This is a genomic window from Halolactibacillus miurensis, from assembly GCF_900116255.1.
Lineage (GTDB): Bacteria > Bacillota > Bacilli > Bacillales > Amphibacillaceae > Halolactibacillus > Halolactibacillus miurensis.
This window is the reverse complement of record NZ_FPAI01000014.1, coordinates 1-25,782: the sequence shown is the minus strand read 5'-3', so window position 1 is coordinate 25,782 and position 25,782 is coordinate 1. Positions and strand designations below refer to the sequence as shown.

The following is a 25,782-nucleotide window of genomic DNA, read 5'->3' as shown; positions in this document are numbered from 1 at the left end:
TCAATTCCGTGTGACTCCTAAGTTTTATTTTTCCGGTAAATCCAGTGAGTCGTGCTACAAATAGATGACTTAAATCGCTATTGAATCCTTGGTAAATTCTATTTCAATAGCTTAATTTGGATAACGCCCATCATTGTATTGTGGTTCGACAAGGTCTTCACTAAAACCCTCAATGTTTTGTTTTTCAGGTTGAGTCTCTACTTGTGCATGAACATTTAAAATTAACAATGAAAAACTAACGGTTACCAAAAAAGTTCTTATTTTTCTCATTGCCATCCAACTCCCTTTTTAAATAGTTTACCTTTATAACTTTGTCGGTTTGCTTGGCGTTTGTATGTCCGACCATAGGATACTAACCTCTAAGTAGTTAGTAACCTAACCGAAGGTTACAACATAGTTGCTCTGGAATAACTATTGCGAGGATACATGAATTTTTAGCCATATACAAAATGACATTTCTTAATCTAATTCTAATAGTTTTCGTTGTATTCTCGTAATAACATCTTTGTTTCATTCGATAAGCTTTAATTCATATTCCTCTACATTCTCATAATTATATTCCGTTGAAAAAGTTAATACCTCTATTAATATATTTTCATCGGTAAAGCTACCCATATATATTTCAGGTAAATAATTTTCTTGATTTTCTGAATCGATGAATGTCTCACTAAATGTATCGATTCTATTTACAGACAAAAATTCTTTTTTGTTTAATTGATTACTATAAGTGAGTGAAACTTTTGTCACAGCAGAGAGTTCATGCGTAAGTATATATAAGTCAACTTTTTTGGGTGAGTCAACATTGTCTCCGATAGCATCCGTATTATCGGAGATCCATTCGTCTCTAGACGGATAGGCTGTTATAACCGGTTCACCAAGGTTCACATCATTATAGGTGTCACTCAAATGATTATATAGCCTTCGATGTCACATTAAATTGTTTATAAGTGGTATTATTTAAAATAGCTTGATCGCTCTCATTATAAGAGCATCCGATAATTGGTATAATCAATAACAGCCATATGAAATATAAATATTTTCGCATTTACTTCAACGCCCCGTTTATCATTAATATATTTTTTCCTCGCCTAAGGTCAATTACAGATTAACATTAAGGGAAACAAATGTGTATTGGGAAATAACCGTGTTTAAAAGTTTGAAAATGTAAGATTTTCTTAACATTGTTTCCTGTTGTAACTGTTAAATTTATCTCAATCATGTTCATGTATGGTGACGTATCTATTTAAGATAATGTTTCACATTATCAAGCACCGAACATTTTCTTCCTTTATACTATGACTCGTTCTTTGTTAAAATAGTCATACAGGCACAAATCAATTCATCATTAAAATATCTTAACCCAAGGAGGTGCTTCTATTGTCCAGTGGTCGTCAAATTAAATTCCATCGCCAAGCTAAACATATGACCCAACAACAGTTAGCTACCGGCATCTGTTCCATTCCGTATTTGAGTAAAATTGAGAATGATATTGTCACACCAAGTAAAGAAATCTACCGATTACTGGCTGAACGTCTAGACATTCAGTCATCATCACTTAGCGATCACGCCCATAAGGATCGTTACCGGTTGTTAAACAAGATGAACCAATGGCACGCCAGCATGGTTATGCAACACGTTGAAAAATCAAAAGAACTTTATCAAGAAATCTCAACCGACGTGGCGGCTGTTACAGACCATGATCTATTAATCCCTTATAAGATTTTTTCACTTCGCTATTATTTGTTGATTAGGCAATTAGATGAAGCGGACTTGTTGCTTGTCGATTTAAACAAACATCAAGTGTTCTTTACTGAGGTACAAAACCTGCATTATTATAAATTCTTAGGTATTTACTATAATAGTAAGGGCCAATTAACCGATGCCCTGAATTCCTTAAGGCATGCTGAGGATATTAACAGTCAGTTACATATCGCGGACCCAGAACTCGAGTTTTACTTAGCCATGGTGTATAGCCGAGTAGATAAAATACCTGATTCTATTACGCATGCGCATAACGCCCTTGACTTATTCCAGAAGCATTTTAATTACACGCGCGCATCTGACTGCTGCCTCATATTAGGTATTAGTTTTAACTTGGTCGGTAGTTACGATAAAGCTGAGTATTATATTAAAAAAGTCCTGTCCTTTAATGAATCAACCGATCATCAACAATGGGCTTATATTTATCATAATTTAGCTTTTATTCACTACAACACAGCTGACTACCAAAAAGCACTAAAAGAAATTGATCAAGCGATTGCTTATGAAAATAACGATAAGGAAAACATCCCTGCCTTTCATTTGAAGGCGATGATTCTTATTGAAAAAGGAGATCTTCAAGCGGCTGATATGCTTGTAGAAAAAGGGCTAGCGCTTGCTGCACGGTATAATAATCAAAAATTCGAATACAAGTTCTTTATGTTGATGTTGCGACTACATCCTAACCGAGACGAAAAAATCACCCTCGCAAAAGTCGAACACGACATTATTCCTTACTTTAAAGAGCACGGTGATTTTCATGAGTACCGAAAAGCACTGAACTTAGTCGGTGATTACTATTATAAATATCGGGCTTATAAATCCGCCGCTGAATTCTACAAAGAAGCGTCACTCACACTGATCAATAATCATAATATGTTTAAAGAAGTCTAGACCATGCCATTGGTTTAGACTTTTGTTGTTTTAAGTAGCTAATCATCAAAACCTTTTTCAACCATGCTTATATCAAACATAAGTGATTTCAACAAGCCTTTTTAACGGATAAGTTAATTAGGCAAGTTGTTAAACTATTTTCACACTCAACGCGAGAAAATCATCGTAAGTTTCCCAATACCATGAATGTAACGGTCGTGCTATCCTTAAATCAATAGCGCTAAAGCTGTATTCGCCAGATAGTTACGGTGCAAAAAAGACAGAAAAGGTGAGAGAAACATGTCCGTTATGAAGACTTATCAATCAAACACGCCTATACCTATGATTCATATAAACGTTCGTTCATGTAGATCAAAATCTCTTATCTCTAAAGTTAAAGTTGTTGATTATTATGAATAAAGAGCCACTGGTAAAAAACAGGTCAATGATTGTTATGACTGCCATTTTAATTATTTACGCTTGTTCATTTATCGTTATTTTCATTAAGGCCTTTATCACCGGCCACTTTCTTATGATCGTACCCATTCTGTTGTTAAGTGTTGCGGTTTGTGCCACACGGTTAACAATAAAGACGTCTAGACATCTTTCTACAAAACGCCATATATCTTACGGATATACATTACGTAAGCGTCGACATAAATGGCATCAGTCATTAGATTCATGACCGGCGTTATTTAAGGCTTGTTTAAATAGGACTTATCATGTGAAAGCATCTTTTTAATTTTTCAAAAAAACATGTTATGATAGGAAGGCAGGTATATGTATACCTAGCGATACACTCCGTGTATTAATACGAGGTATCATCCTAAGGAGGAAGCTCACATGAAAAAAACTTTAACACTTGCAGGATCAGATTCTAGCGGTGGCGCTGGCATCCAAGCGGACTTAAAAACGTTTCAAGAACATAATGTTTATGGTATGACTGCCATTACGTCTATTGTGGCAATGAAGCCCGGGACTTGGGCGCATGACGTTACCGCCATTGATGTCAATATCGTTGAAAAACAATTAGATACAATTTTATCTGTCGGCATTGATGCGATGAAGACAGGGATGTTAGGTTCTGTTGATATAATTGAACTTGGGGCGAAAAAAATCAAGGAACACGGTATTGATCGTGTCGTTATTGACCCGGTAATGGTATGTAAGGGTGAAAATGAAGTATTACAGCCTGAAAACACTGACGCGATGCGCGAGTTATTATTACCTCTTGCAACAGTGACAACACCAAACTTATTTGAAGCAAGCCAACTGGCACAAATGGATTCCATCCAAACATTAGATGAGATGAAAGAAGCCGCACAAAAAATTGTCGACCTAGGGGCGAAAAGTGTCGTTATTAAAGGTGGAAAAGCCTTTATGAATAAAGAAGCGATTGACCTATTCTATGATGGTCAAGAATTTGTTGTATTAGAAAAAGAAAAACTCCAAACAAGCTATAACCACGGGGCAGGTTGTACGTTTGCGGCAGCCATCACCTCAAACTTAGCCAATGGTGACTCAGTAAAAGAAGCCGTCACAAAAGCAAAAGATTTCGTTCATGCGGCGATCAAGCATGGTTTTAAATTAAATGACTTTGTCGGTCCTGTCATGCACGGGGCTTACAACCAAAAATAAGCACAAATCAAATTGATTTAGCTAAAAGTCACTGCCTGGCAGTGGCTTTTTTTCTTGTCTCACCTGATAAATGCTTGTATATACTATATTAAAGTCCCGTCTTGGTAAGTGACATATCTGTGTTTCATTCACGCATCAAGGGGTATGAGTATAAGAAAGACAAAGGTTTTTCATCATAAACACAAAGAAAGGAATGGTTTGATTGCCTTATACAAAAAATGATTATCCCTCTGCTTTTAAGAACTTTGACGAACCAAAAAAGCTAAAAGCCATCGAGATCACGAACCAATTACTTGCGGACGGTTATGACAAAGACGAAGCGATACCGATTGCCATCAGTCAAGCAAAAGATTGGGCCAATCAGGCATCAGCTGAAGAAAAGAAAGACATGACAGATGTCAGTAAAAAAGCACTCAACAAATCGCCATCAAGTAATTCACGTCCTGAACTAACAGATCATGCCGTTGATATTCTACCAGACGGCAATCAGTGGCAAGTGAAAACACGTGGTGCGAAACAAGCAAGTGATGTGTTTGATCTAAAAAAAGACGCCATTGCTCGTGGAAAAACCATCGCAAAAAACAAACAGACAAAGCTCATCATCCACCGGAACGATGGTACGATTGAAAAGACTTACGCTTATAAGGAAGCTTAACCCTAACCCATTTAACATAATAAAATACCCTACAGAAAAAAACCAAGTCACATTCGACTTGGTTTTTCATCTATCATGACAGAGATACTCAGTATCCTTATTTCAATAAATCTTTCACAAATGCTTTTGGCTGGTTGTTCTCATCAAAGAGAAATGGCCAGTTTTTTCGCCCTCTGACAGGGAAATCATTTAACCACGTATAACGGTCAGATACACCCCAAAACGTCACCGCATGAATGACAGAGGCATGTTTTTTAAAAAGCTCAAAGAAGGCCTGGTAGCGTTTACCTTGTTTTTCTAACATCGCTTCTGTTGGTGCCGTTAAATCCGTGCGCTTGTCATCAAACTTAAACATGGATACATCCATTTCAGTGACATGAATTAAGACATCACATTCGCTGTAACGAAGGATCGCTTGTTCAATATCATCTAGATTAGGATCATAGAGATTCCAGTGAGCCTGCATGCCCATGCCGTGGATCGGTACCCCGCGCGCTTTCATGCCTGAAATAAGCGCATAAATTTTCTCGCGTTTTTCTGGGTTTGATTCATTGTAGTCATTGTAAAATAGTAACGCATCAGGGTCTGCCGCATGAGCATATTGAAACGCATAATCAATAAAATCTTCTCCAATGATTGATAACCATTTAGACGGTCTTAAGAAGACACCCGCTTCATCAGAAATTGCTTCATTAACAACATCCCAAGCATAAATCTCTCCCTTATATCTACCGACAACGGTATCAATATGGTCTTTCATGCGCTCAAGTAACACCTCACGTGTCACATCGTTCCCTTCATCATCTTGAAAGAACCAATCTGGTGTTTGATTATGCCAAACTAACGTATGTCCTCTTAAACCCATATCATGCGCTTTCGCAAAGCTTAAAAAGGCATCACTCACATCAAAGTTATACTGACCAGGTTCTGGGTGAATTTCTTCAAACTTCATTTCATTTTCAGCCGTAATCGAATTGAATTCCTGTTTTAATAAAGCTTGATCAGCTTTAATTGTCTCTTCGTTAATCGCCGCACCAATCAAAAAGTCCGAGCGAAAATAATCTTTTAATGTCGTCATCTCTATCGCTCCTTTATTAGCGGAAAGCCGCTAAATCATGACTGATTGATTTTGTTTGATTATAGATGTGTTGATACAAGCTAAACAATTGTTGATACGCTTGTTTATTCGCCTCAATCGGTTGATAGCTCTTACCGTACTGAACAAAGGCTTTTGCACAACTCTTAAGGTCCGTAAACCAACCTGTACCAACAGCCGCTAGAATGGCTGCGCCCATACCAGGTCCTTGTTCGTTTTGAAGTGTTACGACTTCTGCATCAAAGACATCGGCTTGGATCTGAAGCCATAAGTCACTCTTAGCTCCGCCACCACTGGCGACCACTTTATTAATTGTTTTACCTTTCGCACGGAAAATATGCACCGACTCATTTAAACTAAAGGTAATCCCTTCAATCACCGCCCGGGCAAAGTCACCGCGTGTATGACTGGCATGCGCTCCTATAAAGCTTGCGCGAATTTGACTATCTGGATAAGGCGTTCTTTCCCCGACAATGTACGGTGTATACAGTAAGCCTTTCGCGCCAACTGTTGAGGCATTTGCCTCTGCGACAAGTTCTTCAAAGCTAATCTCTTTGGCGAACGTGTCTTTAAACCAGCTTAAGCTATAGCCAGCCGCCAGGGTGACACCCATCGTGTAATAAGCTTCTGGGTCCCCGTGGTTGAAGTAGTGGACTTGACCAGCAAAGTCTTTATCACCTGTTTCTTCATAAGATAAGACAACACCAGACGTTCCGGTACTGGCAAGCGTTAGACCATCTTGCAGAATCCCTGCGCCAATCGCACCACACGCATTATCAGCACCACCGGCAAAAACTTGGCAATCGGTTGATAAGCCTGTTTCTGACGCTATCGCTTCTAGTACCGTACCGGTTAAATCATGCGAGCCAACAAGTGCCGGGCAAAGGCTAATATCGACGCCTGTTTTTTCACACATGACTGTACTCCACACTTTTTTCTCAACATTTAACAGTAACGTGCCTGCTGCATCTGAATAATCCATTGATACGTCACCACTGATGCGGTAACGGACATAGTCTTTTGGTAATAAGAAAACATCGGCTTGAGCAAAAGTGTCTGGTTCATGTTTTTTCACCCATAAAATCTTCGGTAACGTGAACCCTTCAAGGGCAGGGTTTTTTGTTTCACTATGAAGGGTATCAATCCCGGCCATCGTTTCAATCTCACGACACTCTTCGGTTGTTCTTGTATCATTCCATAAAATCGCGCGTCTCAGTGGCTTTCGGTCTTTATCTAATAAGACAAGCCCATGCATTTGACCAGAAAAACTCATCCCTTTAATCGCTGATTTATCATCTAACTTATCCGTAAGGGTTTTAATTGCTTCTTTTGTTGCCTTGACCCAATCTTCTGGGTCTTGTTCACTGTAGCCGGGTTGGTCATGATACAGTGGATAACTCTTTGATGCTTCGTCCACCACGTCACCGGTTTTTGACACTAACAACACTTTAACGGCACTTGTGCCTAAGTCAACACCTAATACATATTCCATTGTTTTTCGCCTCCATATAAATCATGCGAATGGCGCAGGGGGATGCACGATTCGCATGATTGGTTTGTGTTCACTATTCAACTATTTAGAGTAGGGTGTTAAAAAATAATTATCAACGATTAGATATTTAATAGATATTGGTTCATTTTCGCTTTGATCTTTTCAACTTGACCAGACTTAAGGTCAATATCTTTAATATCTAACGCATGTGCTTCTAAAGCAGCTAAGCTTGTTTTACCATCAACGATGTCTTTACCAATACCTGTTTCAAATGTTTGGTAACGATCTTTTACGATATTTTCAAAGAAGTTATCGTCAATCATTTTCTGTGCCACACGTAAGCCGACCGCAAAAGCATCCATACCCGCAATATGTGCGTGGAAGAGGTCTTCTGTATCAAATGAACCACGACGTACTTTCGCATCAAAGTTCAAGCCACCGCGACCAAGGCCACCGTTTTTAAGGATTTCATACATCGCAAGCGTAGTCGCATAAAGATCTGTTGGGAATTCATCTGTATCCCAGCCAAGTAATAAATCACCTTGGTTCGCATCGACAGATCCTAACATACCCGCTTCACGCGCCACGCGTAATTCATGTTCAAATGTATGACCAGCGAGTGTCGCGTGGTTGGCTTCAATATTGAACTTAAAGTGATCTTGTAAATCGTACTCGCGTAAGAACGCCATCGCTGTTGCCACGTCAAAGTCATATTGGTGTGTCGTTGGTTCTTTTGGTTTTGGTTCAATTAAGAATTGTGCATCAAAACCAATCTCATTCGCATAGTCTTTCGCCATATGGTAAAGGTTGGCTAAGTTTTGTTGTTCCAGCTTCATGTTTGTATTCAGTAATGATTCGTAACCTTCACGACCACCCCAGAAGACGTAGTTTTCAGAGCCGAGTTCTTTACCAACTTCTAAGCCTTTTTTAATTTTACCCGCGGCATACGCATACACATCAGCATTTGTTGCTGTACCAGCACCGTGCGTCCAGCGTGGGTTGGTAAAGTTGTTGGCTGTATTCCATAACAATTTTGTCTTGCTGTCTTTCATGTAGTCTTTTACCATCGCAACAATGTTATCTAAGTTTTTATTTGTTTCACGTAATGTGTCACCTTCTGGTGAAATATCAACATCGTGGAAACAGAAGAATGGGACATCCATTTTTTCGAAGAATTCAAATGCTGCTTCCACTCGTGCTTTCGCTAAATCCATCCCTTTTAAATGATCCCAAGGGCGTTTCGCTGTACCAGCACCGAATGGATCCCCACCGTCACCTGTGAATGTGTGCCAGTAAGCGACACCATAACGTAAGGTTTCTTCCATCGTCTTGCCACCGATTTTTTCTTCAGGGTTGTAGAATTTAAATGCATACGGATTGTCTGATTGACGTCCTTCATACTTTACTTTACTAATTTGATCAAAATAAGCCATGTGTAATAGCCTCCTTGTGTTTTTCGTTTTCGATACTTGTATTCTATCACGTTTAACTTAGTTAGTCTATCGAATATACAAAGTTTTTTTAAACTTTTTTTAGCGCTTACATTTCAGCAGTATCAACTATCGTGATTTACCACTCTAAAAAGTGTTGTCACACACCAGCATACGCCATAAAGCCACCATCAACAGGTACACTAATGCCCGTCACAAAACCGCTATAGTTTTTATCAATCAACCAAAGTAATGTCCCGAGTAAATCATCCGCCTCACCGAGTCGCTTCATCGGTGTTTGTGAGAGTATCTTTTCGGTTCTTTCTGTATAAGAGCCGTCTTCATTTGTTAACAGCGACCGGTTTTGTTCGGTTAAGAAAAAGCCTGGGGCAATGGCGTTGACGCGAATACCGGTCTCACCAAAGTGAACCGCCATCCACTGGGTAAAGTTATCAATGCCTGCTTTTGCGGCTGAATAGGCAGGTACTTTTGTCATCGGTGACGGGGCACTCATCGATGACATATTAATAATTGACCCTGCTGTTTTAATCAATTCATCGGTAAAGACCTGTGACGGAATCAAGGTGCCCATTAAATTTAACCGAAAGACAAAATCAAACCCTTCCGTCGTTAAGTCAAAGAAACTTCTAATTGCCTCATCAGTCACATCTTCCTTATGATAGGTTTCATTTGTCGTTGAACCTTCTGGATGATTACCACCGGCACCATTAATTAATAAATCGACTTGTCCAAATGCTTCCAACACTTCTTTTTTCGCCGCTTCAACAACCTCGCGGTTGGTCACATCACAAAAAACAGAAATGGCCTCACCACCGGCATCGTTAATCTCACTCGCGACGATATCACCCGGTTCTTTCGGATAATTTAGTACCGCGATCTTCATTCCTTGACGTCCCAGCGCGCGCGCCATATTTCCACATAGCACCCCGCCACCGCCTGTCACAACCGCGACTTTTCCTTTTAATGCGTGATGTTTTTCTAACATGTTGTTCCCTCCTCTAAACTGTCCCAAATCCCGGTCATATACATTGCCCCAAGTGCCCGGTCATACAACCCGTAACCCGGTCGTGCTTCTTCGCCCCAAATCATCCGGCCGTGATCAGGTCGTACGTAACCATCATATTGATACTTGTGCAGTAACTTGATTAACCCCACCACGTCTACTGACCCGGACTTATCATAATGACTCACTTCATGGAAGTCACCCTCCCCTGTATGCGTAATATTACGAATATGCACAAACGGTATCCGGTCTTGTTTTAGACAATACTCCGCTATGTCTAATAAATCTTTATCTCGCCTCGCGCCAAGTGAACCGGTACAAAATGTCACACCATTTTCCTTTTCTGGTAGCGCTTCAAGTAAACGATTGATGTCTTGTTTGTTTTTTAAAATCCGCGGTAACCCGAACACCGGCCAAGGCGGATCATCCGGATGAATCGCCATTTTTATCCCGGTCTCTTTTAACGTTGGCATGATCGCTTCTAAAAAGTAAACTAAGTGATGAAATAAATCTGTTTCAGTGACTGTCTTATATGCTTTAAATAACTGTTCAATATCAGCTAAGCGCTCCGCTTCCCAGCCCGGCATCTGATAGCTACCTGAAGCGTCTTTCATCCTCTTGATCATGTCATCTGGTGTGACCCCATCAATGACGGTACGTTCATAGCTTAAGACCGTTGAACCATCTTCAAGTGGATATGCGAGTGACGAGCGTGTCCAATCAAAAATCGGCATAAAGTTGTAACAAATCACTTTTACGCCGAAATCGGCCAAATTTTTAATTGTTTGTTTGTAGTTGTCAATGTACCCATCACGCGTCGGTAAGCCGAGCTTAATATCTTCGTGAATATTAACACTTTCAATCACTTCAATTGGTAAGCCGGCACGTTTCGCTTTCTCCATCATCGGTTCAATCTTTTCTTTTTCCCATACGTCACCGACAGGGACGTCATATAACGCACCGACAACACCCGAAATGCCTGGGACTTGTTTCATATACTCAAGCGGAATCGTATCGGCGGTATAAAACCACCGTAACGTCATTTTCATTTAAGTCACCTCTTATGCATAAATTTTTCTTCCGTGTGCATCATCAATCCCTGATTTACGGTAAAAGTACGTATTGACAATGTCCCGCCATTCTTTCGCCATATACAGTTGATGATCGAGGCGTTCCATGACTGAGTCAAAGCGTGCCTCATCTATCGCACCATGAAGCGAGGTAAAATGCTCAATCATCTGTTCCACTTCTTCTACCCCTTTAAAGTGGGTATCGTAAATGTGTTGAATCACCGTTTTTCCACTATGAAGTTGATGCGTATATGGGACGTGGTGGAAGAATAGTAACAATTCATCGGGACACGTGGTGACATCGTTATACTTTTCAAAGTTTTTCTTGTGATACTGCGTGCTATAGCCGCTACCGGTTTCTTTTGTGCGGTCGACACCAACACCGTCCCGGTCTGCGAAGTGATACGTTCCCCACTTATCGTACTCATAGCCATCAATATTCGGTCCGTAGTGGTGTGAGATATTCACCATCCAACCAATCCCAAGTGGAGAGGTATAATTTTCATACGTCTCCCATGATGGCATGACAATGTTCAGTAATGTTTGAACCAATGCTTCATCATGACCGAAGGTTTGTTTGATCCACTCTAAGGCAATCACTTCAGACGAAAGGTCAGGATTCCAAATCATGCGGCCATAACCGTAAAGATTCAGCTGAGCCATTAAATGCCCCGTCCAGTTAACATCAATCCCCACATTTGATACAGCGACAATCCCACTATGTTTTTGGTTTAGTACGTTACCAGAAACAAGGTCCTTCACCCGTGTGTCTTCACCTTTTTGATACGTGTCAAAGTCAAGCACTTCCTTCCACTGCGGCACAAGATAAACGAGATGTTTTTGTTGGCCAAGGTATTCCTGGGCAATCTGAAACTCGAGTAAATAGTTGGTTTTTTCTAAACCACCAATCAGTGGTGAGATCGGTTCGCGGACTTGAAAGTCCATCGGACCGTTTTTAATTTGTAAAATAACATTATCTAAAAACTCGCCATCAAGCGGTAAGAAGTGATCATACGCGGCCCGAGCTCGGTCTGTTTGACGATCACGCCAGTCTTGTTTACAGTTATAGACAAAACAACGCCAAATGACTTTTCCACCATACGGTGCGAGGGCTTCAGCCAACATATTCGCACCCTCAGCGTGATTCCTTCCATACGTAAATGGCCCCGGACGGTTTTCTGAATCGGCTTTCACTAAAAAACCACCAAAGTGTGGAATGTTATCATAAATGACTTTAGCGCGGTCTTTCCAAAACGCTTTCACACCATCATCAAGCGGATCTGCCGTTGATAAACCTTTTTCCATTGGTGCTGCATAGTTAATGCTTAAATATAAATCAATCCCATACATACTAAATATATCAGCCGTTTGTTTGACATCAGCTAAATAACGGTCAAAAATTAAGTCAGTCTCATTCTCGTGCACATTCACATTGTTGATACTGATCGCATTAATGCCGGTAGAACTGAGTAGTCTCGCATAATCTTTTACACGTGTACGGTCTTTAATAAATTGATACTGATCATAAAAGAACGACTTCCCCGCATACCCACGTTCAACTTCACCGTTCATGTCATCCCATTGATTGATCATTCTGATTGGGTTTTTAGGCGCTTCTTTCACCCCAAACTGCTCAAGTGGTGTTTTAAGTTGGATCTGCCTTAATAGATGGTACACTCCGTAGAGCACACCTCGGTCATCTCCCGCTGATAAATAGAGTTGTGACTGATCATATGTAATATGAAACGTCTCTTTTCCTTGAGTATCCTCTATCGTAATATGTAAACCATTTTGGTTCGATTGTGTTGTAATTGCTGGTTGAAAGGCACACATTTCTTTTAAACCTAACGATAATTCTGATAGTGCGGCATCTATGATGATCGATGTTTCTTTCACTGTCACAACTGACAGCACAGCTTCTATTTGTTGCTTGTATTCCTCATCTTTCACCGGATTATATTGTAACCAGGCCCGGTAACTTAAGACGTCAGCTTCTGTTAATTGATCAATTAATCTTTCGTTATTCCTTAACAACATTTCTGTCATCCTTTCTATAAAAGAAGCGTACCAACTATTCATCGGTACGCTTTTCGTTTTTTTATAAATTAACCTTTCACGCCACCTATCGTTAACCCTTTAACAAAGTATTTCTGTAAGAATGGGTAGACCATAATAATCGGAACGGATACAACGACCGTCATCGCTGCCCGAACAGATTGTGGTGTGACGACATCGACAGTTCCTCCTTGGGAGTTAGCAAACTGACTGGCAGCACCGCCTCCAGAGTTAAAGGCAGCATTTGAGTTACTAAGTACTTTCATGAGTTCATACTGTAAGGTACTGAGCTCTGGTATCGATGAGTTGTAGATAAACACATCAAACCACTGGTTCCACTGACCGACTGCTACAAAGAGTGACACCGTCGCAATAACCGGTAACGATAATGGTAAAGCAATGCGGAAAAATTGAGTGAACTCACCCGCACCATCCATCCGAGCAGACTCGAATAACGTTTCTGGTAAGCCTTCAATAAAGGAACGAATGACAATGATGTTAAAGACACCAATGAGTGTTGGTAAAATATACACCCAGAAAGAGCCGATTAAGTTTAAATCACGGTGTAGTAAATACGTCGGGATTAGTCCGGCGTTCATATACATCGTTAACACAAAGGCAATCGTAATAAATTTCTTTAAGAAAAAGTGTGGACGTGAAATCGTGTAAGCAACCATCGCCGAAGCTAGTACCCCAAGCCCTGTCCCTATCACGGTCCGAAGGACCGACGTTAAAGCCGATCTCATAATGGTGGCTTCAGTAAAAACATGTTCATAGTTATACCAAGTAAAGACACGTGGCAAGAGACGTATGCCTCCTCTGATCGTATCAGTTGATGCATTAAGTGAAATAGCAACGGTGTTAAGTAGTGGATATAGCATCACAATCACAAGAAGGATCATGACTATCACGTTGATCGTATCAAAGATTAAATCATCGATACTACGGCGTTTTCCTTTTAAACGGTTAATCAGTTGCATAAGATCCCTCCTTTAGAATAAGCGTGCCTCGCCAAGTTTATGGGCCACTTTATTGGCAGCAAATAAGAAAATAAATGAAATAACTGTTTTAAACATCCCCGCAGCTGTCGCAAGCGAGAAGTTTGCTTGTCTAAGACCATATCGTAAAACAAAGATATCTAAGTTCTCCGCATAGTCCATGTTCATCGGGTTCATCAGTAAGTACTGTGCTTCAAAACCAGACTCTAAAATGTAACCAATGTTCATAATCATTAAAATAACGACAACCGGCTTAATACCAGGTAACGTAATATATAAAATCCGTTGGAGACGTGTTGCCCCATCAATCTCAGCCGCTTCATATTGTTCTTGGTCAATCATAGTGATGGCCGCAAGATAGATAATGGAGTTCCAACCGACACTCTTCCATACTTCAGATGCTCCAAGTAATCCCCAGAAATATTGTCCGACACCTAAAAACATAATCGGCTCATCAATAATCCCTAAGTTCATCAGTAAAATATTAATAATCCCGTCATCAACAGAAAGGGCTGACGATACAAGACCTGCCACGACGACCCAACTTAAAAAGTGTGGCATATAACTAATTGTTTGTACAATACGTTTAAAACCAACGTTGCGTAATTCATTTAAAAGAATCGCTAACGTAATCGCTGTCACAAAGCCTAGCACGAGGTTAATTAAACTCATAGCTAAGGTATTACGCATAACTTCTAAGAAACGATCATCTTGGAATAAAAACTTAAATTGATCAAATCCGACAAATTCTGATTCTTGAAAACCTCGAGCTGGCTTATAATCTTGAAACGCCATTAACCACCCGGAAAGCGGTAAATATTTAAAAATAAATAGCCAAATGAGGAAAGGCACACTCATCAGTAATAATTCTTTTTGTTCCATACTTTTTTTAATAAAATAACGGAAGCCTCTCGCTGACTTTGTTTTTGTTTTTTTCTTAGCAAGGGTACCCGCTACATTGGCTGCATCTGCCATCATGTTTTCCTCCTTTTTTTACCTTAATTTAGAACAGTAAACCAATGGATCATTAGGAAGGGTTTTCTTTACTTCTTTATCTTAACCCTTCAAGGTGTCAATCCCGTTTACTCTTCTAAACTAAGTATGCGTTCGGGATAAACAAGGTGTTATCTATTATTCAATCATGCTTATGAAGAGAGTCAAAGAGTAAGTCAGACTTACTCTTTGACTATTATTTATTAACGATATTGCCAGTTACCTTCAATACGAGCTTTGACTGTTTCAGTAAAGAAGTTTTCATATGTTTCTAAACCATCAAGCGCGCGGTATTCATTAACAAAACTTTCCCATTCAGACTCAAAGTTTGCTGGGTCTGATAAAACAATTTGTGGGTAGTATCGTTTTTGTAATTCTTCTGCACGTGAAGCAAATAATGCCATATCAGAACCTTGCTCAATGTTCGCGCTCCATGCTGGGTACCATGGACGATCTTCCGGTTGACTAAAGAGTTCTGAGAACGTCTTAATGCCATAAGCATCTAAATATTCACGGTCATGTTCATCATAAGTTTCAAGTGCCACTTCTGGTTGACGACGCGGTTCAATAGCGTTCCCGTCAGAGAATGAACCACTTAAACGCGGCCAGTTCCATGAGTATAACGTCATCCCGTATTCATCGCGCATATCTTGATCTTTGTTAAGCTCGACTTGTTCAGCTGTATGGTAGAATCGACCTTCTTCGTTTACAGAGTAATGTGTGCCTTCTTCGCCCCACATGATAAGTCTTTGCGTTTCTTCTTGGATTAACTTGTCCCAGTACTGGATAATCCGCTCTGGATGTTCAGCATTCACTGTAATACCTACCCCGCGGTTTTGAGTGAAAGCCGCTGGTTCTAGGTATTGATCTTTAATGCCTTCTTCTAAGACAATAGGTAAAGCCATAAATTCATGATCTGGATTGCCTGCTTCATCTAACGTTGTAGCCGCAGTATTCCATTGCCAGCCATAACCGAAGAAACCGAGCACACGACCAGAAGAAATTTTTGCTAAGAAATCATCGTTGTTCATAACGAACATTTCTTGGTCTAAATAACCTTCTGCATTTAATTCATTTAATGCTTTAAGATACGCTTTTGCTTCATCTTTATCCGCGTATACTGATGCTTCATGTGTATCCATATCAATTTGGACAGAACCATCATTAGGGAAACCTGCTAAGTGGTTCGGTGTATTTGAGAATGTGAAGAAACTTGTATCATACGTTAAACCTGTAAATGGCACCGTTTTCATGCCATCAACCTCAGGATTTTTATCAGTATAATCTTTGATTAAGGCTAAGTACTCATCAAGCGTCGTGATTTCTGGGAATCCCGCATCTTTAAGCACACCACGTTGAATCCAGAAGGCTCCTTGGTCAATGTTTGGATTCGGTACGTGCTCATTAATTGATGGTGAAATCGGAAGATAATAAATATTTCCGTCTGGCATAGTGAAACGATCAATATACTCACTATACATCTCAAGAATATTTGGACCATGTTCTTCTAACAAATCATTTAACGGAATGAAAGCTTCCGCTTCTAACATCATTTCAATCGCATGGTCTGGAATAACTACATCAGGATACTCGCCACCAGCAATCATAACCCCTATTTTTTCCATTAAGTCCCCAACTAAGTATTCAGTTTGGAAGTTAACACCTGTTTCATCTTCTAACATTTTACCAATCGTTGTTTCATTTGAATTAATATCATCGCCAGCTGTACCAATAAAGTAATGATACGTGATAGGTTCATTTGACGTTTCACTTGAACCTCCATCATCTGAAGACGATCCGTTATCGTCACCTGCCGACGAATCTGAATCATCGCCACCACAAGCAACTAAAAACATAAATAAGGCTGATAAGAGTAATACGAGTAGTGCTTTCTTTTTAAACACTTGACTAACCCCTTTCAATTGTTACTTTTTATTTGCTTTTTTGTAAGCACCTTCATTATAGCTTCCCATTTAGCGAAACTCACCTAGGTAAACTATAGCCGAAAGCCAGAAAAACTTTAGGTGAAGGCGCTTACATTTTAAATAACTTTAGATAGAAAACGAAAAGACTATAGGTGGTGTTGCTCATTATAAGATAGAACAAAAAAACTTAACGAGTGACCATAAGAACTATAGAGACATTAAATGATGACACTATGACAGACTTTATTAATATAATGAGTAAGTCACACCAATGGTGTGACTTAGTCTGATACTTTTAAATAAGCTTGTAATTTAGAGTCTTGCATCGGTAAATCAATCGTCACAGTCGTTCCGATGCCTTCTTCACTTTCAATCTTCATTCGGAACTGATCTTTATAGTATAATTTAAGGCGATAATAAATGTTCTCAATACCGACATTCTCACCCATCGTTGCACCATCTTGCAATTCCTTCTGCAGTCGAATGAGTCGCGACTCCGGTATACCTACCCCATCATCTTCAATAACAAAACGTAAACCAAGGGCTGTTTTAGTAATGGAAATATCTATATTACCCGTTCCTTTTTTCGGTTCAATACCATGAAGGGACGCATTTTCAACAAACGGTAAAAAGGATAAATTCGGAATTTCAAAGTCCGCTAACTGTTCATCAACATAGACATGATAGGTTAGACGTTCACCAAAACGATAGCCTTGAATTTCTAAAAAGGCCTGGATAAGACGGACTTCATCTAGTACCGTTACCCAGTTACTCCCCCACTTTAAAGAATTCCTAAAAATACCTGCCATATTTTCAATCATCAGCGCTGTTTCTGTTTCATCTTTCATAATACTACGCATTCGAATAGTCTCTAAAGCATTAAATAAAAAGTGCGGATTGATTTGACTTTGAAGGGCACTTAGTTGGGCTTCTTTTTCTCTTAACGCAAGTTCCTTCTTTTCAAGGTTTGCTTTGAATACTTCATTAAATAGTTCATTCATTTTTCGTGTCATTCGATTAATCTGATTGGCAAGTTGACCGATTTCATCTTTTGATCTAACGTGTGGATACTCCGCAAAATTTTTCTTTTCAATATGACGAGTGTGATCCAAAATATTATTCAACCGACTATGAAACGAACGCGATAAATATATGATTAAAAAGGCTGGTAAAATAAAGTTCATGAGACCAAGCAATAATATATACTTTGTTGAATCAGATAACTCTGCTCTATAAATCGATTCATCGACGACTGTTACGACAGACCAATCTGCTATGTATTGATCGGTAAACATTTGGCGAGTAATATACGGTTCTTTCACGTCGGTATTCTCAGTAAATATTGTTCCTTCTCTGTGGTTTTGATCCGTCGTAAAGAGGACACGGTCTTCTGCATCAAGCAAATACAATTCGCCTTGAATCGAGACATTATGAATCGCATCATTTAACATCCGTTCATCTAACTGAAAATGAATAACGTGTAAATAGTTTTTATATAAGGAGAAATAATTGAGTTTCCTATATACATCTAACGATACACCCGCTTCATCCATGGCCGCTAGAATTTGTGGTGTACCGTCATGAGCTAAGCTATTATACCAAACGTCATCGCTATCTTCATTATTTAACATATTCACCCCCCCAGCATACAACATGGTTGGATTAGTCGTATAAAATTGGATGTCTTGAATGGCATTATAGAGCGGAACTGTTTTGCGGTATTGATGAACCACTTGCGTATACCCTTGAATATAATCAACAGGATTTGTGTATGTTGTATCAAAAAACTCATATAACCGCATATCCATATAAAGTGTCGTTGATAGACCAAGTGCTTGATCTATCAACTGTTTGACGTTTTCTTTTGTTTCTTCTGTCATTAAATCAGCGTCTCGCCTTTTTTGTTGAATGAAATTATCACTTGTCGTTTGATAAAAAACAATATTTGAGATAATGATAGGCAAAAGAACAGTAATCATATATACGATTAATAGCTTATTACGAATTTTCAAGTCATTAAATGATTGCCCTATCTTTTTCATCTATCATCCCTCTTTACTTTACTAAGAAGTCTTTTCTTTTAAATATGAAGGTAACACGTTTGAGTTGTTTGCTTTTTCTTCGCCTGACTTTTCTTCTGCCCAAGCGGCCTGTTTTCTTATCATACGATCGACTACCACATGTAACTGTCCCATCAATAAAAAACTAAACGGAGTAATGGATAAAAACGGAATAAAACCCGGAATCATATACAACACAAAGCCTAACACACCCATTGAGGCAACAAGGAGAATGAATGAAACCGGAGCCCCTAAAGCTAAAATAATACTATTCTTAATTAATGCTTTACCTTTCGCCTCGGTTAAAATACGAGTAGGGAATAGATAGAGACTTACCACAATAAATAAAGCTACCCCTATGACCCAACCAACCGATAAAAAGGTATGTTCCAATCCCGTGGCGACTTTTAGATAATTAAAATTAAAGGTTAGGAGATAGACGCCTAACATAAACAGAAATCCGTACCCATTAGCAACAAAAAAATGCTGCTTATAACTTTGCACAAATACCTTAAAGATTGAAAACTGTTTATCACCTTTCACAAACCGCTCCATGACACTATGCGTACTATATAGCGCAGGAAAAAAACCAAACAATCCTAAACCTATTAGGGTTGAAAATAAAAATAACAGTTGGATATAGACAAAGTGCCATAGCCACTCTAATCCTCGATAAAATGATGTAGATACAAATCCATAATTACTTCCCATAATCCGCTAGACGAATCGTCTAGCCTCACCTCCTCAACCTATTTATAACCAATCCTCAATTAATCGCTTGCTGAGTACTTGATGTGGACTGGACTCCACTATTCCAAGCACTAAATCACCTGGTAACTCATAACCAATTGCTTGCCTAAATGCGGTATTTGGCCTAAGTGGTAATAAGTAAAGGTGTTCTTCATTTGTGCGTTCATCTAATGTTGTATAGGGCGATAATGTTTCATCCAATCGGTCACTAAACTCATCAACTGGGGTTAAATAGTAAGCATCTAACATGAGTTGTTCTAATCCTTCATCCACAATAATGACATCCGCTTGTCGGTCAATCATCTCAATCGTTAGACGATCATGGGAGGGTAAAAACATGTTAACATTTACTGAGACACCCTCTGGTAATTCCTCAGCTAATACATCGGTGATATAGCTTTCCATCTCATCGGTAATGGTTGTGGGTACGCTAGAAATAAAACTGACATGAAAGACTTCTGGGTCATGATGGCTGTTGCTATTACCACAAGCCGTTAACAAAACCAGTATCATTATAATTATTAAATATATCATATTTTTCCTTGAAAAAGCGCTGGTCATTTTTTTCACCTACACAATCAAACGAACGACAAATGGTTGGATATACCAAACAAATAAGGTATAGACAACAAAACAAAACACGATAAATGGAAACTGTGCTTTTTGTTTCTTTTTCTGACGTTTTAAATTTTGATAAGCTTTGAAAGTAAACACACTTAGCGCAACCCCAAGCAGCATATGGAGCACGTGTCGATCTGATTGATAGAAATAAAACTGTAAAACGAGAACATACATGATTACAACCATAATCTGTGCCGTTTTTGGTTTCATCTTGTCACTTCCTTTATTAATGTCAGTTTTATCCTACCATATTTAAAAGCGCTTTCATCCAATTGTACTAAAGCGTTTACTGTAAAAACTATAGATTATGTGAATTTCTATAGTTTTTTCACCAAAACCTATAGAACCTCCCCTTAAATTAAAGCGCTTTCTTTTGTAAGATGAACGTAATCCAATGTTATGTTACACACAAGACTAAAGAAGGAGGGTTTATATGACCCGAGGTGCTTTTCATACAAAAGATTATACGAATCGTTTTTTAGCGTTAGGCATTGATCAACAAGCGATTGATGACAAGATTACTGATACGTGGGAACGACTATTCACCGACAAAGACCCTGCGTTAAAAATTTATTTTGAGACAGAGAATGATATGGGGTATGTTGTTGATACTGGCAACAATGATGTGAGAACAGAAGGCCAATCTTACGGGATGATGATGGCTGTTCAAATGAATAATCAAAAAGTGTTTGACCGCATTTGGAAATGGACAAAAACGCATATGTATATGGAAGAAGGTATACACCAAGGCTACTTTGCTTGGTCATGCCAGCTTGACGGCACAAAAAATGCCTATGGACCTGCCCCAGACGGGGAAGAATACTTTGCGATGAGTCTCTTTTTTGCTTCCCACCGCTTTGGTGACAAAGAAGCACCGTTTAACTACGGGGAACAAGCACGCGAGATTTTACGTCGTTGTTTACGAAAAGGACCGAATAATAATGGTCACACGATGTGGGACTTAGAGAACCATTTAATTAAATTTGTGCCTGAGGTTGATTTCAGCGACCCGTCGTATCACTTGCCACACTTTTATGAGTTATTTGGTGAGTGGGCAAACGAAGAAGACCGCGCCTTTTGGAAAGAAGCCGCACGAAAGAGTCGTGATTATATTGCTTTAGCTGCTCATCCAGAGACAGGTTTGTCTCCTGAATATGCCTTTTATGACGGCACGCCGAATCATATTCGTGGCTTTGGTGATTTCTTTAGTGATTCTTACCGCGTCTGTACAAATATCGCCCTTGATTATGAGTGGTTCGGTGATGAAGATACACCTTTAGCTGTCATTGACCGATTGCATCAGTTCTTTAAAGATAAACCGATGGCCGACTATCGTCGTTATAAAATTGATGGCACACCATTTGAAGAACCCGCCCTTCACCCGGTTGGTCTCTTTGCGACACTTGCAGCTGGTGGACTAGTGCGTGATACAGCAATCGCTAACGACTATGTCCAAACATTTTTTGAGATGCCGCTTCGACAAGGTGATCGTCGCTACTATGATAACTGCTTATATTTCTTTAGTCTCCTTGCCTTAGCAGGACAATTTAATATGTATTCTAACTAAACTAACTGGAGGTAACAACATGAAAATTTCAAATCCTATTTTAACTGGTTTTAATCCCGACCCGAGTATTTGTCGTGCCGGTGAAGATTACTATATTGCCACGTCAACATTCGAATGGTTCCCAGGTGTCAGCATACACCACTCAAAAGACTTAAAAAATTGGGAACTCGTCTCACGTCCATTAAACCGTCAATCTTTACTTGATATGAAGGGCAATCCAAACTCTGGTGGTGTATGGGCGCCACAACTCTCTTATCATGATGGTCTGTTCTGGTTAATCTACTCAGATATTAAAGTGACGGATGGACAGTGGAAAGATGCGCATAACTACTTAACGACCTGTGATACGATTGATGGGGAGTGGTCTGAGCCCATTTATATGAATTCATCTGGTTTTGACCCATCACTCTTCCATAATCCAAACGACGGTAAAAAATACTTTGTGAACATGGTCTGGGACCCACGTGAGGGGCATCATAATTTTTACGGGATTGTTTTACAAGAATATGATCATGACCAACAACAGCTTGTCGGGGAAAAGAAAATCATCTTTAAGGGCACAGACGTGAAATTAACGGAAGCCCCGCACCTTTATTATATTGATGGATATTATTACTTACTGACCGCCGAAGGTGGGACGAAGTTTGATCACCAAGCGACGATAGCTCGTTCTAAAACCATTGATGGACCTTATGAAGTCCACCCGGAGAATCCACTCATTTCATCCTTTGCGCATCCGCGGATTCGTCTGCAAAAGGCTGGGCACGGCTCACTCGTTAAAACCCATACAGATGAATGGTTCTTTGTGCACTTAACGGGACGTATCTTACCGAAAGAAGAGGAACCATTACTTGACCCACGTGGGTTCTGTCCACTTGGTCGCGAGACAGCGATTCAACGGGTAGAGTGGCGCGATCAGTGGCCTTATATTGTCGGAGGTAACTATCCCAAAGATGAGATTGACGGACCGACTATCCAAGAACAACCGAAACCAAAAGTGGCGGAAGTCGTTCATTTTGATGAGCCGACGTTACCGCTTGACTTCCAGTCATTACGTATTCCTTTAGGTGAAGATATTTTATCACTAACAGAACGTCCTGGATATCTAAGACTTAAAGGGCGTGAATCATTAACATCACTCTTTACCCAAGCCCTCGTTGCGAGACGTTGGCAAGACTTTACTTTTGAAGCAGAAACAAAAGTTGAATTTAATCCAACCACGTTCCAGCAGCAAGCTGGTCTTGTGAATTACTATAACACTGATAACTGGACCTATCTCTATATCACGCACCATGAAGACAAAGGACGTGTGCTCAATATGATGGTACTCGATAATTTAGCGTATGCTCAACCGATTAAGGGTGAGGAGATTGTGTTAGGTGATACCGAAGCTGTGTATCTACGGGTAAATGTTGAGGTCAATGATTATTACTATAGCTATAGTCTGGACGGTGAAACATTCCACCGCATTGGACCAACATTTAAGTCATATAAACTATCGGATGATTACATCCGAGGTGGCGGCTTCTTTACAGGCGCCTTCGTCGGTATGTGCGCCCAAGATTACTCTGGTGAGCGCTTGCCTGCTGATTTTGATTATTTTAGATATTCTAACTAAGGATTATACGTAAAGTAACACCGACTTTGCGTTCAATCATATCCCCCAAATAGAAAGAGCCAGAAGAGAAATCTTCTGGCTCTTTCTTAATAATCGCTTGTTAAAACGGTCCTTTGTTTATTAAAAAAGATCACTTACACTCTGCATGAAATGATTCATTCATCATCAACAGTCAGAACTATTCGCTTATATGATGTTAAAGGTATCTTGCAATGATCTATTGCCTCAACAATACAATGGATCGTTTGTCCTTTTACAGTGTCTGTAGGTATGTTAAATGTACACGCTGTTATTACTTCATCCTGTATTAAATGAGATAGATTCAGTGAATTTGGTGCTGGCACATCAAAAGGATACGTCTGCGTTGCTTCCTTTTCGATGACTTCGTCCAAAGAGATTAGTTCTACCTGGCCTGGGTATGCACCCGCTTCTTCATATTGCCACCAGTTGACCGATAGATGGTGACCATCAGGATCTCTAGCGATTGCTTTTAGAGTAATTGTCTGTCCAGGTGCGACAATGGCGCTTTCCGTATTAATTAATTCAATTATTGGATGGTGATTCGCTTGTTTATATTCAGGCGTTACCGTCCACTGAAGCCTTGCCGCAAAGTCACGTTGACAAGCCCCGAACCAACGAGCAGATGCATAATCTTTAGATGCTACACCATCAGGAGCTATGTCTTTACCGTTTCTCCCTCCCCATCCACCATAGCTAGCGTCTACATGCCCCTCTAGACCGTTGTCTATTAAATTCATGAACATAGAGGTATCTCCTTCTGATATCCATGAACCAGGCTCTTCTATGTCTTTATACCAGAGAGAATACCCCAATGCCTTCAGTTGATTTGCGGTTAAATACTTAAATCCAAAGTAGTCGGTGATATCATTTTTATGCATGTATTTCCCATCTCCCCAGACCCTATAAAACTCACCAAACGGTCCGACACTTGAAATGTTTTCCTTTATCCATGCGGCAGAAAGATAATGGCGATCCTCAGGTTGAACGACGCTTCGCGCAAAATATCCCCAAATCGTTGTCGCCATTTGACGGAATCTAATGTTAGGCCAATTAGGATGAATATACGTTTCATATATACCGTCTTGATCACCAAAAGATTGTATAATCACTTTAGCAGACACCTTATTATAAATGTTCTCCCACTTTTCTGTATGAAGATATCTTTCCTCTATTGATTTAAGCGCTCTCCCTATCGTTGATTGACCTGTTCCAGTTAATACATATAACGGACCAGGCTCATCATCAAGAATAAGACGCATTAAATGCTCTGAGCCTTGAGTACAATGAGATAGATCACCAGGAAAGGCGATATTCCCATTAAATATTCGTTCGCGTAACTCGCTAGGGTGAGGGTAACCTTCAGCGTGAATAGATAGATTTTGATATACCTTAGCGTATATATCAACGGCCTCCTCTATAAAACGGCTATCTTCATCCCATCTCCAACAAGTTATCGGTCCGATTCCAAGATCAGAATGTTCAGACTCCCCTAAAAATCGTGTACCTTGTCCATCTCCCCTCCAATGGTAACGACTACTCGAATAGATGATACCTTCTGTGTGAAAATGATTACTATACAGTAGATATCTGACGATCGTATTTAAATCATCAAGTTCTGGATCAAGCATTATGACTGTCCGATGTTTTATATTCGTCGACATATGATCACCTCTTTAAAATTGAACTACCCCCACCTAACATTCTCACGAATGTTTGAGGAAGGGGATTCCATAAGGACACCCTAAAGGGGACCCATGCTCGTTCAACTAAGCATAGGTTTTTCTACTCTCCAACCGTCGCAAACCTATTTTCTCAACATCTGTTAAAGCATGTTGGGGAAATAGTGTGTTCCAGGAACACAACTTGCTTTGGTCAAATCGTTCTGTCTGGTAGAACGCATGGGTTCTAACAAAAGACAGGGTATGCGTCTCTGGATGATAATGAAAGACAAAATTACCTGATTTGGCGTCTTTCCGTCCTGAAATGGTCATCTTACCGTAACGCGCCGCTGCCCAATCTTTCTGCCAACGCTCAGGATGAGCGTGATACGTCTTTTGTGTTAACCGGCCGCGGGCGAGTTTCTTACTCCCGAAACACACACCCGTCACTTTGTTTGTCAATTTAATCAATTGTTTTTC

The 25,782-nt window shown here is 39.8% G+C and carries 21 protein-coding genes and 1 pseudogene; 5 read left to right on the top strand and 17 right to left on the bottom strand.

Features of this window, described 5'->3' with window-relative positions:
• Positions 1-111 precede the first annotated feature (111 nt).
• Both BM390_RS15500 and BM390_RS09525 read right to left on the bottom strand, forming a co-directional pair.
• Complete coding sequence (locus tag BM390_RS15500; protein WP_156321345.1) at positions 112-276, bottom strand: hypothetical protein; 165 nt, start codon at positions 274-276, stop codon at positions 112-114.
• A 234-nt stretch (positions 277-510) separates the two neighbouring features.
• A complete protein-coding gene (locus BM390_RS09525) occupies positions 511-906 on the bottom strand; it encodes a hypothetical protein (RefSeq protein WP_062320725.1) in 396 nt (131 codons plus the stop codon).
• Positions 907-1,377: 471 nt separating this feature from the next.
• Between BM390_RS09525 and BM390_RS09520 the strand changes: the two genes are divergently transcribed.
• The 3 genes from BM390_RS09520 to BM390_RS09510 all read left to right on the top strand — a co-directional run bounded on the left by BM390_RS09520 (position 1,378) and on the right by BM390_RS09510 (position 4,924).
• Positions 1,378-2,652, top strand: coding sequence for a helix-turn-helix domain-containing protein (locus BM390_RS09520; RefSeq protein WP_062320722.1), 1,275 nt, complete (start codon positions 1,378-1,380; stop codon positions 2,650-2,652).
• An 822-nt stretch (positions 2,653-3,474) separates the two neighbouring features.
• Entirely contained in the window at positions 3,475-4,269 is a 795-nt protein-coding gene (gene thiD / locus BM390_RS09515; protein WP_062320720.1) for a bifunctional hydroxymethylpyrimidine kinase/phosphomethylpyrimidine kinase, read from the top strand.
• Between the two features lie 202 nt (positions 4,270-4,471).
• A complete protein-coding gene (locus BM390_RS09510; RefSeq protein WP_062320718.1) occupies positions 4,472-4,924 on the top strand; it encodes a DUF2188 domain-containing protein in 453 nt (150 codons plus the stop codon).
• Positions 4,925-5,021: 97 nt separating this feature from the next.
• Here BM390_RS09510 and BM390_RS09505 read toward each other — a convergent pair whose 3' ends face one another.
• From BM390_RS09505 to BM390_RS09445, 13 genes are all read right to left on the bottom strand, one after another.
• Entirely contained in the window at positions 5,022-6,002 is a 981-nt protein-coding gene (locus BM390_RS09505; protein WP_062320717.1) for an endo-1,4-beta-xylanase, read from the bottom strand.
• Between the two features lie 16 nt (positions 6,003-6,018).
• Positions 6,019-7,512, bottom strand: a complete 1,494-nt coding sequence (gene xylB / locus BM390_RS09500) for a xylulokinase (RefSeq protein ID WP_089854520.1) — start codon at positions 7,510-7,512, stop codon at positions 6,019-6,021.
• Positions 7,513-7,631: 119 nt separating this feature from the next.
• Entirely contained in the window at positions 7,632-8,945 is a 1,314-nt protein-coding gene (gene xylA / locus BM390_RS09495; protein ID WP_062320715.1) for a xylose isomerase, read from the bottom strand.
• A gap of 157 nt (positions 8,946-9,102) precedes the next feature.
• On the bottom strand, positions 9,103-9,948 hold the full coding sequence (locus BM390_RS09490) for an SDR family oxidoreductase (protein WP_062320713.1): 846 nt from the start codon (positions 9,946-9,948) through the stop codon (positions 9,103-9,105).
• Positions 9,942-11,015: a mannonate dehydratase gene (uxuA, locus tag BM390_RS09485; protein WP_089854516.1), complete on the bottom strand. Its 1,074-nt coding sequence runs from the start codon at positions 11,013-11,015 to the stop codon at positions 9,942-9,944. The genes BM390_RS09490 and uxuA overlap by 7 nt, the downstream gene beginning before the upstream one ends.
• A 12-nt stretch (positions 11,016-11,027) precedes the next feature.
• Positions 11,028-13,073 (bottom strand): alpha-glucuronidase family glycosyl hydrolase, encoded by a 2,046-nt coding sequence (locus BM390_RS09480; protein WP_177220699.1) that lies wholly within the window; start codon positions 13,071-13,073, stop codon positions 11,028-11,030.
• A gap of 68 nt (positions 13,074-13,141) precedes the next feature.
• A complete protein-coding gene (locus tag BM390_RS09475; protein WP_089854514.1) occupies positions 13,142-14,071 on the bottom strand; it encodes a carbohydrate ABC transporter permease in 930 nt (309 codons plus the stop codon).
• Between the two features lie 12 nt (positions 14,072-14,083).
• Positions 14,084-15,067 (bottom strand): ABC transporter permease, encoded by a 984-nt coding sequence (locus BM390_RS09470; protein ID WP_371859887.1) that lies wholly within the window; start codon positions 15,065-15,067, stop codon positions 14,084-14,086.
• 218 nt (positions 15,068-15,285) lie between these two features.
• Positions 15,286-16,986: an extracellular solute-binding protein gene (locus tag BM390_RS09465; protein ID WP_089854507.1), complete on the bottom strand. Its 1,701-nt coding sequence runs from the start codon at positions 16,984-16,986 to the stop codon at positions 15,286-15,288.
• 302 nt (positions 16,987-17,288) lie between these two features.
• The gene (locus tag BM390_RS09460; RefSeq protein ID WP_089854504.1) at positions 17,289-19,049 is read right to left on the bottom strand and encodes a sensor histidine kinase; all 1,761 of its coding nucleotides are present in this window, start codon (positions 19,047-19,049) and stop codon (positions 17,289-17,291) included.
• Positions 19,050-19,070: 21 nt separating this feature from the next.
• The gene (locus tag BM390_RS09455) at positions 19,071-19,778 is read right to left on the bottom strand and encodes a YesL family protein (RefSeq protein ID WP_062320707.1); all 708 of its coding nucleotides are present in this window, start codon (positions 19,776-19,778) and stop codon (positions 19,071-19,073) included.
• A gap of 42 nt (positions 19,779-19,820) precedes the next feature.
• Positions 19,821-20,318, bottom strand: coding sequence for a hypothetical protein (locus tag BM390_RS09450; protein WP_177220698.1), 498 nt, complete (start codon positions 20,316-20,318; stop codon positions 19,821-19,823).
• Positions 20,319-20,387: 69 nt separating this feature from the next.
• A complete protein-coding gene (locus tag BM390_RS09445; protein ID WP_062320703.1) occupies positions 20,388-20,648 on the bottom strand; it encodes a hypothetical protein in 261 nt (86 codons plus the stop codon).
• A gap of 223 nt (positions 20,649-20,871) precedes the next feature.
• Here BM390_RS09445 and BM390_RS09440 point away from each other — a divergent pair, with 223 nt between their 5' ends.
• Both BM390_RS09440 and BM390_RS09435 read left to right on the top strand, forming a co-directional pair.
• Positions 20,872-22,005 (top strand): family 8 glycosyl hydrolase, encoded by a 1,134-nt coding sequence (locus tag BM390_RS09440; protein ID WP_089854501.1) that lies wholly within the window; start codon positions 20,872-20,874, stop codon positions 22,003-22,005.
• Positions 22,006-22,024: 19 nt separating this feature from the next.
• Positions 22,025-23,623 carry a glycoside hydrolase family 43 protein gene (locus tag BM390_RS09435; protein WP_062320701.1) on the top strand — a complete coding sequence of 533 codons (1,599 nt, stop codon included), beginning with the start codon at positions 22,025-22,027 and terminating at the stop codon, positions 23,621-23,623.
• 155 nt (positions 23,624-23,778) lie between these two features.
• Here BM390_RS09435 and BM390_RS09430 read toward each other — a convergent pair whose 3' ends face one another.
• Both BM390_RS09430 and BM390_RS15495 read right to left on the bottom strand, forming a co-directional pair.
• Positions 23,779-25,305 carry a DUF1593 domain-containing protein gene (locus tag BM390_RS09430; RefSeq protein WP_089854498.1) on the bottom strand — a complete coding sequence of 509 codons (1,527 nt, stop codon included), beginning with the start codon at positions 25,303-25,305 and terminating at the stop codon, positions 23,779-23,781.
• Positions 25,306-25,410: 105 nt separating this feature from the next.
• Positions 25,411-25,782 (bottom strand): annotated as a pseudogene (locus BM390_RS15495) (hypothetical protein); the annotation flags it as partial.

Bases quoted from the DNA above. Each gene is read 5' to 3' on its own strand.
- BM390_RS09430 (WP_089854498.1), bottom strand. From the start codon at position 25,305: ATGTCGACGAATATAAAACATCGGACAGTCATAATGCTTGATCCAGAA.
- BM390_RS09460 (WP_089854504.1), bottom strand. From the start codon at position 19,049: ATGAAAAAGATAGGGCAATCATTTAATGACTTGAAAATTCGTAATAAG.
- BM390_RS09445 (WP_062320703.1), bottom strand. From the start codon at position 20,648: ATGAAACCAAAAACGGCACAGATTATGGTTGTAATCATGTATGTTCTC.
- BM390_RS09475 (WP_089854514.1), bottom strand. From the start codon at position 14,071: ATGCAACTGATTAACCGTTTAAAAGGAAAACGCCGTAGTATCGATGAT.
- xylA (WP_062320715.1), bottom strand. From the start codon at position 8,945: ATGGCTTATTTTGATCAAATTAGTAAAGTAAAGTATGAAGGACGTCAA.
- BM390_RS09470 (WP_371859887.1), bottom strand. From the start codon at position 15,067: ATGATGGCAGATGCAGCCAATGTAGCGGGTACCCTTGCTAAGAAAAAA.
- BM390_RS09455 (WP_062320707.1), bottom strand. From the start codon at position 19,778: ATGGGAAGTAATTATGGATTTGTATCTACATCATTTTATCGAGGATTA.
- BM390_RS09435 (WP_062320701.1), top strand. From the start codon at position 22,025: ATGAAAATTTCAAATCCTATTTTAACTGGTTTTAATCCCGACCCGAGT.
- BM390_RS15500 (WP_156321345.1), bottom strand. From the start codon at position 276: ATGGCAATGAGAAAAATAAGAACTTTTTTGGTAACCGTTAGTTTTTCA.
- uxuA (WP_089854516.1), bottom strand. From the start codon at position 11,015: ATGAAAATGACGTTACGGTGGTTTTATACCGCCGATACGATTCCGCTT.
- BM390_RS09440 (WP_089854501.1), top strand. From the start codon at position 20,872: ATGACCCGAGGTGCTTTTCATACAAAAGATTATACGAATCGTTTTTTA.
- BM390_RS09480 (WP_177220699.1), bottom strand. From the start codon at position 13,073: ATGTTGTTAAGGAATAACGAAAGATTAATTGATCAATTAACAGAAGCT.
- xylB (WP_089854520.1), bottom strand. From the start codon at position 7,512: ATGGAATATGTATTAGGTGTTGACTTAGGCACAAGTGCCGTTAAAGTG.
- BM390_RS09490 (WP_062320713.1), bottom strand. From the start codon at position 9,948: ATGTTAGAAAAACATCACGCATTAAAAGGAAAAGTCGCGGTTGTGACA.
- BM390_RS09505 (WP_062320717.1), bottom strand. From the start codon at position 6,002: ATGACGACATTAAAAGATTATTTTCGCTCGGACTTTTTGATTGGTGCG.
- thiD (WP_062320720.1), top strand. From the start codon at position 3,475: ATGAAAAAAACTTTAACACTTGCAGGATCAGATTCTAGCGGTGGCGCT.